The sequence below is a fragment of the Synechococcus sp. MIT S9451 genome (genome assembly GCF_047304725.1).
Lineage (GTDB): Bacteria > Cyanobacteriota > Cyanobacteriia > PCC-6307 > Cyanobiaceae > Synechococcus_C.
This window is the reverse complement of record NZ_CP138971.1, coordinates 1,140,370-1,153,739: the sequence shown is the minus strand read 5'-3', so window position 1 is coordinate 1,153,739 and position 13,370 is coordinate 1,140,370. Positions and strand designations below refer to the sequence as shown.

Here is a 13,370-nt window from a genome sequence, read left to right as displayed (position 1 = left end):
GCCTCAACCTGATGGAGAGTGCATGAAGAGACGCAGCCGCAGACGATCAAGCGCTTCGCCAACACTGAGACGACGAACCCAGTCGCGACCTCGCGTCTCTCCAAAACGGCAAGCACTGCTGATACAGCCATCCGGACCAGCCACTGCAATATGAACCAACCCCACAGGCTTGTCATCGCTGCCACCACCAGGGCCCGCAATCCCAGTGATTCCTAGGCCCCAATCAGCCCCTGTACAGCGGCGTACTCCTTCAGCCATCGCCGCTGCCACAGGGTCACTGACGGCGCCATGGCGATTCAACAGCTCTGCTGGAACGCGCAACAGCGACTGCTTGACCGCATTGGCATAGGCGATGACCCCCCCGAGCACAACCTCGGAAGAGCCCGGGACTGCTGTCAGTGCAGACCCCAGACCGCCTCCGCTGCAGGACTCCGCCACCGCAACGGTCTGTCCTCGCTGGCGCAGCAATTGGAGGACCACTGACGCGAGGCTGTCAGCATCAGTCCCAAAACAGTGATCACCAGTGCGACGACGTAGCTCCACCTCCAACGGCTCTAGAAGCCTGCGTCCTGCTTCAGGGTTGTCCGCGCAGGCAGTGAGTCTCAGCATCACCTCCCCACCACCGGCATAGGGCGCAACGGTGGGATTGGTGCCTGCGAGCAAATCATCGATCTGTTCAGCCAGGCTGGATTCACCAATCCCCCAGAAATGCAGAAGGCGACTGGTGAAGACCCCCTGAGTCAGTCCAGCCTGCTGCAACCAGGGAACTGCGGTGGCAGTCCACATGGCCCGCATTTCACTCGGCACCCCAGGAAACGTGAGCAGGGTGAACTGCTCCTGAGGTGACCAGATCATCCCTGGTGCAGTGCCAGTGGGGTTGGGCAACACCGTGGCACCCCTTGGGAGCAGAGCCTGTCGGCGAGTACTGAGGGACGGTTGACGACCACGACTGCGAGCCTTGGCGGTGATGTCAGCCCACACCTCCGGACGCTCCTCGAGCGGCACCTCAAACGCGGAGGCAATCGCCTCAGTGGTGAGATCGTCGGGTGTCGGTCCCAGACCACCGGTGGTAATGAGCACCCTGGAGCGCGTTGACGCTTCGCGCACGAAAGCAATCACCCTGTCGCGGTTATCCCCCAACACGGACTGGCGATAGTGCGGAAGACCAAGACCAGCGAGCTGCTCGCCAAGCCAACGGGCATTGCCATTGAGAATGTTCCCCAACAGCAACTCAGTGCCAACGCAGAGCAACTCGACACCTTGACCCGTTGCGGCATCAGCCGCACCCTCAGCCATGGTTGTGATGACAGGCTGCGAGGTTCTTGTCTGCATGGGCTCTTCGGCGTGCAGCCTTCCGAGCCGATTCTTCCATCTGACGACGACGCATCACCACGACGGTGGCCACCAAAATCGCCGTCGCTAAAGCCAACCAGAGAAAGCGGAGTTCAACGTTGGCCACCACCATTGCAAGAGCAGCCAACCATTGCGTGAAGACGTAAATGAGCAAAACCGTGCGTCGATGACTGAACCCCGCACGTAACAAGCGGTGATGCAGGTGGCGCCGATCTGGATAAAAGGGGGAATGGCCATCACTCAGCCGCCCCATGATCACGGCAGACATATCCGCTAGGGGCAGAGACAGGATCAGCAATGGCAGCAGAAGACTGACGGTAGTGAGGCCTTTGGCGGGGCCAACGATGCTGACGGCAGCCAGAGTGAAGCCAAGGAAATAGGAGCCACCATCGCCCATAAAGATGCGGGCGGGATTGAAGTTGTGGCGCAAGAAACCGAAGCAGCATCCCGCCAGGGCCGCCGCCAGCAAGCCAGCTGCCGCCTGGTTAAGCGAGAAACTCACCGAAAGCAGACCAACCGCTGCAATACCGGCCACTCCGGCAGCAAGGCCGTCAAGGCCATCCAGCCAGTTGATTGCATTGGTAATACCCACCAGCCAGATCACCGTTGCAGCGAGGCTGAAGAGTTCGGGCAAAACGATGACCGAGGCAGACCCACTCAGCCAGGGGAGGTCAATCGCACCGATGCGCACCCCCTGGGACCACACCACCATGGCCACGGTGATCTGGCCTGCGAGGCGCGGCCAGGGGGAAAGAGCGAACAAATCATCGGCCAGTCCGATGAAGAAAAAGCAGAGAGATCCGGCCAGCGTCGTCCAGATCAATTGGTCACGATCGGGGGCTAGCAGGCCAAAACCGCCAATCCCCCAGATGACGGCCAACGCAGCGCAGAAGCCCAAGACCATGCCCACACCACCCAGGCGCACCATCGGGGTGGAGTGCTGTTTACGCGGATCGGGTTGATCAATCAGCCCCAGTTGCAGACCAAGTCGTCGCACCAAGGGAACGACCAACGTCGTGATCCCTGCCGCGATCATCAGCGTGATCACGGCCACGGCGAGAGGGCTGCTCGCGAGGATCACAGAAGACTCCGGAGGCGGATCACCCAGATCGGATGAGATGGTTCCAATCTAGGCAAGCCAACCACATCGTTCCAGCCACCGCTAGGACAGTCAGGCAAGCGCCGGCACAGGCGAAGGATTGAGATACAGCGGGAAGCGCCGGCAAAGGTCGAGGACCCTCTCACGGCAACGACTTTGCACAGCATCGTCTTCGGGGTTGAGCAGCCGGTCTGCAATCACATCAGCCACCTCAGCGAAGGCGTCAGCATCAAATCCGCGGGTGGTGAGGGCTGCGGTTCCGAGCCGCAGACCACTGGTGACGAAGGGCGACTCAGGATCAAACGGCACGGTGTTCTTGTTGGCGGTGATATTGACATCACTCACCAGCAGATCGGCCACCTTGCCCGTCATACCGATGCTGCGCAGATCAAGCAGCACAAGATGGTTATCGGTGCCATCGCTGACCACATCGATGCCACGAGCCTGAATGCGCTGAGCGAGAGCCTGGGCATTCGCCACGACCTGAAGGCTGTAGGCCTTGAAGTCAGCCTGTAAGGCCTCACCAAAGGCCACAGCCTTGGCCGCGATTACGTGCTCAAGCGGACCACCCTGGGTGCCAGGGAAGACGGCCTTGTCGAAACGCTTGGCGAAGTCGGCATCGCGACAGAGGATCAAGCCACCGCGAGGCCCCCGCAAGGTTTTGTGGGTGGTCGTTGTCACCACATCACAGTGAGGCAAAGGACTGGGGTGCACTCCTGCAGCCACGAGCCCCGCGATGTGGGCCATATCAGCCAGCAAGAAGGCACCCACTTCATCGGCGATGGCTCGGAAGGCAGGGAAATCGATCGTGCGTGGGTAAGCGGAATAGCCGCAAACGATCAGCTTCGGTTTGTGCTCAAGCGCAAGTTGCCGGACCCGCTCCATGTCCAGGCGCTGGGTTGATTGATCAACTCCGTACTGCACCACGTTGAACCACTTACCGCTCACGTTCACGGGCGATCCGTGGGTGAGGTGCCCGCCATGGCTGAGGTCCATACCCATGATCGTGTCGCCAGGCTTCAGCAGCGCCAGAAAGACGGCGAAGTTGGCCTGGGCACCGCTGTGAGGCTGAACGTTGGCCCAGGCGGCACCAAAGAGCTGCTTGGCCCGCTCGATCGCCAGCTCCTCGATGGCATCCACGTGCTCACAGCCGCCGTAGTAACGCTTGTGGGGAAGGCCTTCGGCATATTTGTTGGTGAGAACCGAGCCCTGGGCCTGCATCACGGCACGAGAGGCAAAGTTCTCGGAAGCGATCAGCTCCAGGTGCGTTTCCTGACGGTTCTGCTCCTGAGCAATCAGGGCAGCGATCGCGGGATCGGCATCCACCAGAGCGGCATTGATCGGAGCGGAAGCGCTGTCTGACATCGGAGGAGGCCTGCTGTTGATGAATCGTAGGAAATGACTTCCAACGAATTGATTGCAAAAAAAAAACTGCCCTTGCGGACAGCTTTCAAGCGCGCCTGGAGAGATTCGAACTCCCGACCCTCTGATCCGTAGTCAGATGCTCTAATCCGCTGAGCTACAAGCGCTTGAGTCCGACTATCTGAGCTCATCGAGGCACCCGACGTCAACCATGCCTGCGGCCCTGTCGCATCAGCGGAGCTCCCAGGCGCTCGAAGCGAGCGCCACAATCAATGCATTGCACAGGCGCTGCTCCATGCCCATCCGCTGGTACGGCCCGGCCAATCCGGAGGATCCGATCTACCGGCACTTCAGCCGGATTGTGAATCTCACCCTGCACGCAGGTGTCTTTGCCGCCATCAACAGCGGGCTCTGGTTCGTGCAGGGCATGCGTCACCCTTGGGGGCATCTTGCTTGGTTCACAGACATCTGGTTCACGCTGTTGGTGGTGCAATTAATCACCGTGATTGCCCAACGACCCGGCCGAACAGAACCAGTGGCCACCACCCCTACGCATCCTCCACAACGCGATCAGCCATGAGCCTCGATGCTGCTGCCCTACGCGATCTGACCACCGCGCTCAGCGATCGTCTTTACCTACAAGTCGCCGGATGGCATCTCTATCTCGGCGATGCGGGCCTAGCGGAGGCTCTAGCGATCGAATGCAGCGCCCGACTGGATCAAGGTGCAGGGATTGCTGCCCGCCAAGCGCTCGAAGCCCTACAGGTTCCGATGGGTGGCGGCAGCACCAAACTTCCGCTGGCGCGTCTGATTCCTGCTGTACAGCTTCATGATCTCGAGGAGATCCTGGAGGAGCACTGCCGATAAGGTTGCTGCCAACCCGGACGTTCCCGTGCTGATCATCGAGGTCACTAATGCCCGCGAGGTGATGCGCCAACGCATCGGCAAGCTCGGAGAGCGCCTGATCGGCAAAGTTGTTGATTCCGAAGCTCAGGTGGAGAAAGCATTGATTCAGGAGCTCGAAAACGCTTTCAAGGAATTCGGGATTGAGGCCCGCATCTTGTCCGTGCAGGGGCCTCAAGTGGTGGGGCGACAGCAACTTGAGCTGCCCATCCAAGTGCGGGAAGACCGCAACGTCATTCTCAACGACGACTAAATCGGCGCGTGACGGTGCTTGTGATTTGGGCCACTTCCGGCACATCAAAGGCACGACCCAGAGCGAAGAAGACCAGACAACTCGCCGCCGTCGACAAGCCCACCTGGAACAGACGCCCCACCAAATCGTGGGGCCAGGCAATCAGAGCACTCAGTGCCCATGCTGCTGCACCTGAAAGCCCAGCAGACACCAACAGGGACAGCCCATCCATGGCCCAGTTCCGCAGGGGTAAAACCTGAAGTCGCGACTGCAACGCCAACAGCAGTGCGATGCAGGTGATCAGATTGATCGCCACCGTCGCAAGCACCAGACCCGGAGCACCGAGATTGAACGGAAGCTGAGGGCCCCAAGGCGTCGGGCCACCCACGAGAACCCAGTCGAACAAAACATTCATGCCGATCCCCGCCATGGAGAGACGGAAAGGTGTGGTGCCATCGCCCAAGGCGTAAAAAACACGCACGAGCACATCGCGGCCGAGATAGGCCGGCATGCCGACGCCATACGCCATCAGCAGTCCGGTGACCAACTGCACGGCCTGGGCATCGAAAGCACCACGTTCGTAAACCAGCGCCACGATTGGCCCACCGAGAGCCACAAACAGCGCGCCCAGAGGAAGCATGCTGGCCGTCGAAAGCATCAGTCCCTGACGGATGCGTGCCACCAGAGCGGGGCGATCCTCTGCGGCCGTCAACCTGGCAAAGGTGGGTAGGAGCGGCACCAGCAGAGCATTGGAGATCAAACCCAATGGGGTCTGCACCAGCAGATTGGCGTAGCCCAGACCAGCCGCCGCACCGAGAATTCCAGAGGCGAAGAACAGATCAGTGAACACATTGATCTGCAACATGCCCGAGGAGAGGGTGGCAGGGCCCATCACCTGCCAGACCTCACGCACCCCGGGATGGCGCCAGTCCCAGACGAAATGGAGCCGAGCCAACCCATGCTTCATCAACGCCGGGAGCTGGAGTAACCACTGGGAAAAGGCACCAACCAGGGTGGCGAGGGCCAACACCACTCCCCCCCGGATCGCGAACTCGGGCAATGCAATCGAGTCACCGAGCTGCCACCAGAGCAAACCAACGCCGAGAATCAAGGCCAGGCTTGACATCAATGGCGAAATCGCCGGGATCCAGAACTCATCAGCAGCATTGAGGGATCCAAAGCCGAGGCCGATCAAACCGGCCAGCAGAGCCATCGGTGCCATCACTTGCAGCTGAAGGACGGCGTTGTGGTGCAGCTCTGGAGGCAGTCCCGGCCCCACCAGGGTGATCAGCGGGTCGGCCGCAAGCACCAGTGCGAGGGTCACCACCAGCAACACAGCACTCACCATCGAGTTGAGCGTGGCGAGAATATGGGCACCCTCCTGCCGAGGGCGACGACTCAGAACGCTCACCATCGCACTGTGAAAGGGCCCATTGATGCCGCCGAGCAGGATGAGCAGAAATCCCGGCAGCACGTAGGCGTAGTTGTAGGCGTCATAGGCAGCCCCAACGCCGAAAGCAGCAGCAATCACCAGTTGTCGGGCGAGGCCACCCACCTTGCTGAGCAAGGTGCCATAGGTCACCACCAGAGCGATGCGCTTGAGGGATCTCGCCATGGAGGGACCGCAGGCAGTGAAGAGTCGGGCGGCATTCTCGGCCGCCTGGGGCTGAGCGGCACAGGCCAGGGGCCACCATGGCCACCATCCCCGGACTCTTCAGCTCACACCCATGGCGGATTTACCCCTCCTTCAGTTCGAGGCCTTACATGAAGGGGTACTGCTCAAGCGCTACAAACGCTTCCTGGCGGATGTTCGCCTGGATGACGGCACAGAGGTCACAGCCCATTGCGCCAACACCGGACCCATGACTGGCGTGCTCCTGCCAGGCCAAAGGGTGCGACTGCGCCATGCCCCATCCCCAACCCGAAAACTGGCCTGGACCTGGGAGCAAGCAGAAGTGCCTGGAGCGGACGGGAAAGAGTGCTGGGTTGGCATCAATACCGCACTCCCCAATCGACTAATCCGCGCCGCGATCGAAGCCGGCTGCCTCGATGCGCAGCTTGGCGAGATCGGCTCCATCCGCGCGGAAGTGCCCTATGGCAAGAACAAGAAGAGCCGCATCGACCTACTGCTCCAGCCGGCGGAACAGGCCGTTGATCAACGCCCGATTTACTTGGAGGTGAAAAACACCACCTGGTGCGAAGGTTCCCTGGCCCTCTTCCCGGACACCATCACCGAACGGGGGCAGAAGCATCTGCAAGAGCTAATCGACGTACTGCCCAGCGCACGGGCTGTTCTGGTGCCCTGTTTAAGCAGGCCGGATCTGACCTGCTTTGCTCCAGGCGATCGCGCAGATCCACGCTACGGCGAACTCTTTCGTGAGGCCCTTGATGCCGGCGTCGAGGTGCTGCCCTGCTGCTTCCGTTTTGAACGCGATCAGGTGAGCTGGCTGGGCTTAAGACCCGTGAAACGGCAGCAACCCAGCTAGAACCAGGGCTGTAGCGAATGTAACAATATGCACCTTTTGCAAATTCGGTAGCCAAAGACACTTGAAAAAAGTTCGCTAACGAGCATTTTTGATTTAGCGGTGGACCAAAACCACCGGCTTTGCAGCCCTGCTTTTCATTTATGACAACTGCTCTGCAGCCGCCATCGAGGCGGAGCAAGACGCGTCTCCAGGAGGCCAGCCTCCTGGATGGCCCCATGCTCCTCCTCCGCAGCATCCGCGGCTTTAGCTCCGATCGCTCCCGCCTCTGGCTGGCAACCGTTCCCCTCGCCCTACTAGGGCTAGGCATTTTCAATCTTTCCGTCCGAGCCGAAAGCGTCGGCCTCAGTGACCTCACAGGTGCACAAGCAGCGAAGTTCCTCGCTGACAACCTGTGGCTGCTGATCGCAGCAGTGCTTGTGATCTTCATGAATGCCGGCTTCGCCATGGTCGAAGCCGGCATGTGCCGTCAGAAAAACGCCGTCAACATTCTTGCGAAAAATCTGTTTGTTTTCGCACTGGCCGTCACCGCTTATTGGGTTGTCGGTTATTCCCTGATGTATGGGGATTCCATCGTTAGCGGTTGGCTTTCCTTCAAAGGATTCTTCTTCGACTGGAGTGCAGCTGATGCCTTGGCATGTGCCGCAAACCCTGATCCAGCAAAGGATTGTGTGCAGTTGGTGCCATCCATCGACTTCCTCTTCCAGGCTGCTTTTGCTGGTACTGCCGCAACGATTGTTTCCGGACTCGTGGCTGAACGCGTCAAGTTCGGTGAATTCGTGGTCTTCGCAATTGTGCTGACGGGTGTGATCTACCCCATCTCTGGCTCCTGGGAATGGAACAGTGGTTGGCTGAACGAAATTGGGGCCAGGGATGCTGATGGAGCCGTGATTCGACCCTTCATCGATTTTGCAGGCTCTTCAATCGTTCACTCAGTTGGGGCCTGGGCAGGGCTGGTTGGAGCCATGCTCCTCGGCCCTCGCATTGGCAAATTTGTTAGTGGCCGTCCCCAGGCCATCCCAGGCCACAACATGGCCATTGCCACTCTTGGAGCTCTGATCCTTTGGATCGGCTGGTATGGATTCAATCCAGGCTCCCAACTCGGCATGGATGAATGGGTGCCCTATGTGGCAGTCACCACCACCCTCGCGGCGGCAGGCGGTGCCATCGGCGCCACGCTTATCTCCACACTCACGTCGGGTAAGCCAGACCTGACGATGATCATCAACGGCATCTTGGCTGGTCTCGTCAGCATCACCGCAGGTTGCGCCAACCTCACCTGGGTTGGCTCCTGGCTTGCCGGTTTAATCGGAGGCATCATTGTTGTTTTCGCAGTCGCCGCACTCGATTCCGCCGGAATCGATGACCCGGTCGGAGCCTTCTCCGTACACGGTGTCTGTGGTGTTTGGGGAACTCTCGTCATTGGTCTCTGGGGCTACGACATCCAGGAGAGTGGCGATGCGCTCGGACTGTTCAACGGCGGAGGTATCGACCAGCTTGGAATCCAAGCCCTTGGCGCCGGTGCCTACGCACTTTGGGCCCTAGTGACCTGCTGGATCGCCTGGTCAGTGATCGGTGCCCTATTCGGTGGCATCCGCGTTACTGAAGCCGAAGAAACCGAAGGCCTTGACATCGGTGAGCACGGCATGGAGGCCTATCCAGACTTCGCCACCACCAACAACTAGACAGCCACTCTTGGCTGAACGCAACAAACCAGGTCCGGCCATCAGGTCGGACTTTTTTATTGGGCAGTGATGGCCAAACCATCCGCAACAACGACCCCTGTCACGTCAGACAGCCGGAGCTGCCCATAGAGTCATGCCACTGCTTTGCCGGATATGGATACCCACGCCTTCAAGCGTTCTCTGCACCATTCCGACCGCTACAACCGCCGAGGCTTCGGACGCGCCGACGAGGTCGCCGGCAGCCTGGAGCAGGCTTATCAGAGCAGCCTGATCGGCTCCATCCGTGATAACGACTATCGCCTCAGCCATGGACGCCTGAAAGTTCGTTTAGCAGAAGCCTTCGGCTTCTGCTGGGGCGTGGAACGGGCCGTGGCGATGGCCTACGAGACCCGCAAGCACTATCCCCATGAGCGGATCTGGATCACCAACGAGATCATTCACAACCCATCTGTGAACGACCACCTCCGTGAGATGAACGTGGAGTTCATCGCAGTCGACCAAGGCGTGAAGGACTTCTCCGGTGTCGACTGCGGCGATGTGGTGATCCTTCCCGCTTTCGGGGCAACGGTGCAGGAGATGCAACTGCTCAACGAGCGAGGGTGCCACATCGTTGACACCACTTGCCCCTGGGTCTCGAAGGTGTGGAACACGGTGGAGAAGCACAAGAAGCACACCTGCACCTCGATCATTCACGGCAAGGTGAAGCATGAGGAAACCCTTGCCACCAGCTCCTTTGCCGGCACCTATCTAGTCGTGCTCGACCTCAAGGAAGCGCAGATGGTGGCCGACTACATCCTTGGCAACGGCGACCGCGAGGCCTTCATGGCCAAATTCGCCAACGCCTGTTCCCAGGGATTCGATCCTGATCGCGACCTTGAACGACTGGGCGTGGCGAACCAGACAACAATGCTCAAAAGTGAAACCGAGGAAATCGGGCGCTTGTTCGAACGCACGATGCTGCGCAAATACGGCCCCGCCGACCTCAACGATCACTTCCTGGCCTTCAACACCATCTGCGATGCCACCCAGGAACGCCAGGACGCAATGTTCTCGCTGGTGGATGAGCCCCTCGACCTGATGGTGGTGATTGGTGGTTACAACTCCTCCAATACCACTCACCTCCAGGAGATTGCCATCAGCCGCGGCATCCGCTCCTTCCATATCGACACCCCGGAACGGATCGGAGCCGACAACAGCATCGAGCACAAGCCCCTGGACGAGGAAGAAGAGCTCAGAAGGGAAGACAACTTCCTTCCCTCCGGCCCTGTGACCGTCGGTATTACCTCTGGCGCCTCCACACCTGATCGCGTTGTGGAACACGTGATTCAGCGACTGATCGCGCTGAGCGAAATCTGACCCTGGGCACCTTTACATTGGTTGACACGCGGGGACCCTCCCCGGAAAGGGACCGCGATTCGTGCTGCTCTTGACGAGACATCCAGCTGACAGCCTGCGACATAGCAAGGACCCACAGGTCCGCTGCTACAGCAGTCATTTCTCCGATCAGATGGAGATGCGCGCCCCTATGGCCCAGGTCAGTTCGTACCTGGATCGTCATGAGGGCTGGTTCAGGCGTTGTGCCAAGCCGATGGAGGTCGAGGTGCTTGATCCACAGGCCTACGCCCTACGGCTCGGCCGCTTCGGCAACTTTGGCTTCGAAGTGGAGCCGACCATCGGCCTTCGACTTCTTCCCCAGCAACAGGGAACCTATGCCATCGCCACGGTGCCTGTTCCCGGCAGCGGCGATGGCCTCAATGCCCTCTACGACGTTGACTTTCAGGCCTCATTGCGACTTGAAGACACCGCCATCAGCAAGGCGGAACAGCCTGCGGCAGCTTCAGAGGTCTCGACGAATGTGAGCTGGGATCTTGATCTTTCTGTCTGGATCAAGCTCCCCAAAGTGATCACATTGCTTCCAGACGGTCTGGTGCAATCGAGCGGTGATCATCTTCTACGCCAGATCGTGCGCCAGATCTCCCGACGGCTGACTTGGAAAGTGCAGGAGGACTTCCACGCCACCCATCATCTGGTCTGTCCACCACGAAAAAGGGCGGCGTTTTAAACGCCGCCCAAAGTTGCCAAGGCTCTCTGCCTAGGTCAGCTGTTCGTCCAGATCTTGTTCACGATTTGCAGCCCACTCACGACCTGCCAGAGGAAGAGCGTGAGCATGCCCATATTGAGACCAACATGAACCTTGCGGGCAATCACATTGCCACGTTGCATCAGGGGTGACAGTGAGGCAGCTCCAGCAATCATTCCCGTCATCGCCAGGCCCACCAAGAGATGAGGGCCAACAAACAGTTTGCCGTTATTGAGGTAGGTGACGGCCATGCCTCCAAGGCTGCCAAACACCATCAACGCCAGCAGCATGCTGCCCCAGAAATAGTGACGCTGGGCAAACTTGCCGGGCAGCAGAGCCTTTCGCTGCTCAGCAGTGCCAGTGCGTACCTTCTTGGTCTTGATGCCAAGAAACATGGCATAGCCACCCATGGCAAGAAGCAGCCCCATCAGAAGTGGATGGACGAAGTTGAGGCTGAAAGGAAGAGTGGCCAGCATCGAGAGAAGCAGTTGCGTGGAAGGAATTTAGAACTGCACCCAACCCGTCGCTGACCAACACGGTCCAGCTGAAACCTGATTCAGTGAAGAAAATGCCGCCGACCGGTGAGCATCATCGCCAGCCCCAGTTCATCGCAAGCCTTAATCGAGTCGGCATCGCGCATGCTGCCGCCGGGATGAATCACCGCGGAGATGCCATGGCTGGCAGCGAGACGCACGGTGTCATCAAACGGGAAGAAGCCGTCGCTGGCGAGCACCGCATTGTTGGCTTGCTCCCCTGCAGCCTCAAGGGCCAACCGGGCTGAACCAACCCGATTCATCTGGCCGGCACCAACACCAAGGCTTTGACCCCCACGCGCCACCACAATTGCGTTTGAACGCACATGACGGACCAGCTGCCAGGCGAATTGAAGGTCAGCTTTTTCCTGCTCTGTGGGCTGGCGCTGAGTCGGCACCGTCCAAGTGGCGGGATCAATCGGCTGATCGTCGAGATCCTGGACAAGCACGCCACCCAGGATGCTGCGCAGGTGATCATGACCAGCCGCATCAATCGCGGCGGACGACAGCTCCAGCAGGCGCAAATTGGCCTTGGCGGACAGCACCTCGCGAGCCTCCGCAGTGAAGCCTGGGGCCACGACACACTCCAAGAAGAGACTGGTGAGCTCACGAGCCGCCTCCGCATCCACCTCCCCATTGATGGCAACAATGCCACCGAAAGCACTGACCCTGTCTGCATCGAGGGCGCGTTTGAGGGCATGAGCGACCCCATCGCCCACGGCAACACCGCAGGGATTGGTGTGCTTCACCACAACCGCTGCTGGCTGCTGGGCAGGATGACGACCATCGACACCAAAGCCGAATTCGCGCACTGTCGCCAGTGATGCCTCAAGGTCGAGCAAGTTATTGGTGCTCAGCTCCTTGCCCTGCAATTGGAGCGCACCACCCCAACCCTGGTTGGGCTGGCTGTACCAACGAGCCTTCTGATGGGGATTTTCGCCATAACGCAACGTCTGGCGCAGAGGCACGGCATCAAGCCAGGGAGCTGACTCAACATCCATCTGTCCAGCCATCCAGACACTGATCGCCGTGTCGTAAGCAGCAGTGTGCTGGAAAGCTTCGAGCGCCAACTGTCGGCGCATTGGAGCGGGCACACCCCCTCCTGAGTTCTGAAGAGCGTCCAGCACACGCTCGTACTGATCGGGGCTGGTCAGCACTGCCACATCGGCATGGTTCTTGGCCGCAGCCCGCACCATGGTCGGTCCGCCGATGTCGATGTTCTCGATCGCCTGATCCCAGGTCACATCCGGGCGGGCAACCGTCTCCCTGAAGGGGTAGAGGTTGACCACCACCAAATCGATCAGAGGGATCTGTTGCTGCTCAAGATCCTGACGATGGGCGGCATCATCGCGCTTGGCAAGGATGCCGCCATGCACACGCGGATGCAGGGTTTTGACTCGTCCGCCAAGGATTTCAGGCGCACTGGTGTAGTCCGCCACCTTGGTCACAGGCAACCCCGCGTCCTGAAGCACCTTTGCAGTGCCACCGCTGGAGAGCAGCTGAAAGCCATGCTGATGGTGCAACGCCTCAGCCAAAGGAACCAGGCCGGTTTTGTCAGAGACGCTCAGCAGGGCGAACGGAGCCATGGAATCGGGGCAAAATCAGGCCTGAGCCAACCTACGCAGCAACGCTCCAGCTCC

Annotated in this window: 13 protein-coding genes and 1 tRNA gene; 7 read left to right on the top strand and 7 right to left on the bottom strand. The window is 59.7% G+C overall.

What is annotated here, in order from left to right:
- Positions 1–3: 3 nt before the first annotated feature.
- The 4 genes from SIB72_RS05710 to SIB72_RS05695 form a co-directional block, all read right to left on the bottom strand.
- A complete protein-coding gene (locus SIB72_RS05710; protein WP_413744924.1) occupies positions 4–1,296 on the bottom strand; it encodes a competence/damage-inducible protein A in 1,293 nt (430 codons plus the stop codon).
- A complete protein-coding gene (locus SIB72_RS05705) occupies positions 1,289–2,434 on the bottom strand; it encodes an MraY family glycosyltransferase (RefSeq protein WP_413744923.1) in 1,146 nt (381 codons plus the stop codon). Before SIB72_RS05705 ends, SIB72_RS05710 begins: the two co-directional genes overlap by 8 nt.
- A gap of 90 nt (positions 2,435–2,524) precedes the next feature.
- Positions 2,525–3,817 (bottom strand): serine hydroxymethyltransferase, encoded by a 1,293-nt coding sequence (gene glyA, locus SIB72_RS05700; protein WP_413744922.1) that lies wholly within the window; start codon positions 3,815–3,817, stop codon positions 2,525–2,527.
- A gap of 90 nt (positions 3,818–3,907) precedes the next feature.
- A tRNA-Arg gene (locus tag SIB72_RS05695) sits at positions 3,908–3,981 on the bottom strand.
- A 128-nt stretch (positions 3,982–4,109) separates the two neighbouring features.
- Here SIB72_RS05695 and SIB72_RS05690 point away from each other — a divergent pair.
- Genes SIB72_RS05690 through SIB72_RS05680 form a run of 3 tightly spaced genes read left to right on the top strand, consistent with a single transcriptional unit; the run spans position 4,110 to position 4,970 of the window.
- Positions 4,110–4,394 (top strand): hypothetical protein, encoded by a 285-nt coding sequence (locus SIB72_RS05690; protein WP_413744921.1) that lies wholly within the window; start codon positions 4,110–4,112, stop codon positions 4,392–4,394.
- A complete protein-coding gene (locus tag SIB72_RS05685) occupies positions 4,391–4,681 on the top strand; it encodes a DUF3181 family protein (RefSeq protein WP_115119955.1) in 291 nt (96 codons plus the stop codon). The genes SIB72_RS05690 and SIB72_RS05685 overlap by 4 nt, the downstream gene beginning before the upstream one ends.
- A 25-nt stretch (positions 4,682–4,706) precedes the next feature.
- On the top strand, positions 4,707–4,970 hold the full coding sequence (locus SIB72_RS05680) for a cytochrome-c oxidase (protein ID WP_413744920.1): 264 nt from the start codon (positions 4,707–4,709) through the stop codon (positions 4,968–4,970).
- Here SIB72_RS05680 and murJ read toward each other — a convergent pair.
- Positions 4,957–6,564, bottom strand: a complete 1,608-nt coding sequence (gene murJ / locus SIB72_RS05675; protein WP_413744919.1) for a murein biosynthesis integral membrane protein MurJ — start codon at positions 6,562–6,564, stop codon at positions 4,957–4,959. The two genes, SIB72_RS05680 and murJ, sit on opposite strands and share 14 nt — an antisense overlap.
- Positions 6,565–6,676: 112 nt before the next feature.
- Here murJ and sfsA point away from each other — a divergent pair, with 112 nt between their 5' ends.
- The 4 genes from sfsA (at position 6,677) to SIB72_RS05655 (ending at position 11,179) form a co-directional block, all read left to right on the top strand.
- The gene (sfsA, locus tag SIB72_RS05670; protein ID WP_115119951.1) at positions 6,677–7,435 is read left to right on the top strand and encodes a DNA/RNA nuclease SfsA; all 759 of its coding nucleotides are present in this window, start codon (positions 6,677–6,679) and stop codon (positions 7,433–7,435) included.
- 140 nt (positions 7,436–7,575) lie between these two features.
- The gene (locus tag SIB72_RS05665; protein WP_413744918.1) at positions 7,576–9,117 is read left to right on the top strand and encodes an ammonium transporter; all 1,542 of its coding nucleotides are present in this window, start codon (positions 7,576–7,578) and stop codon (positions 9,115–9,117) included.
- 153 nt (positions 9,118–9,270) lie between these two features.
- Positions 9,271–10,473, top strand: coding sequence for a 4-hydroxy-3-methylbut-2-enyl diphosphate reductase (locus SIB72_RS05660; protein WP_115119947.1), 1,203 nt, complete (start codon positions 9,271–9,273; stop codon positions 10,471–10,473).
- Between the two features lie 61 nt (positions 10,474–10,534).
- Complete coding sequence (locus SIB72_RS05655) at positions 10,535–11,179, top strand: DUF1997 domain-containing protein (protein ID WP_115119944.1); 645 nt, start codon at positions 10,535–10,537, stop codon at positions 11,177–11,179.
- Between the two features lie 35 nt (positions 11,180–11,214).
- Here SIB72_RS05655 and SIB72_RS05650 read toward each other — a convergent pair whose 3' ends face one another.
- Complete coding sequence (locus SIB72_RS05650) at positions 11,215–11,673, bottom strand: DUF4079 domain-containing protein (protein WP_115015766.1); 459 nt, start codon at positions 11,671–11,673, stop codon at positions 11,215–11,217.
- An 80-nt stretch (positions 11,674–11,753) separates the two neighbouring features.
- On the bottom strand, positions 11,754–13,316 hold the full coding sequence (gene purH / locus SIB72_RS05645) for a bifunctional phosphoribosylaminoimidazolecarboxamide formyltransferase/IMP cyclohydrolase (protein WP_115119942.1): 1,563 nt from the start codon (positions 13,314–13,316) through the stop codon (positions 11,754–11,756).
- Between the last annotated feature and the right edge of the window lie 54 nt (positions 13,317–13,370).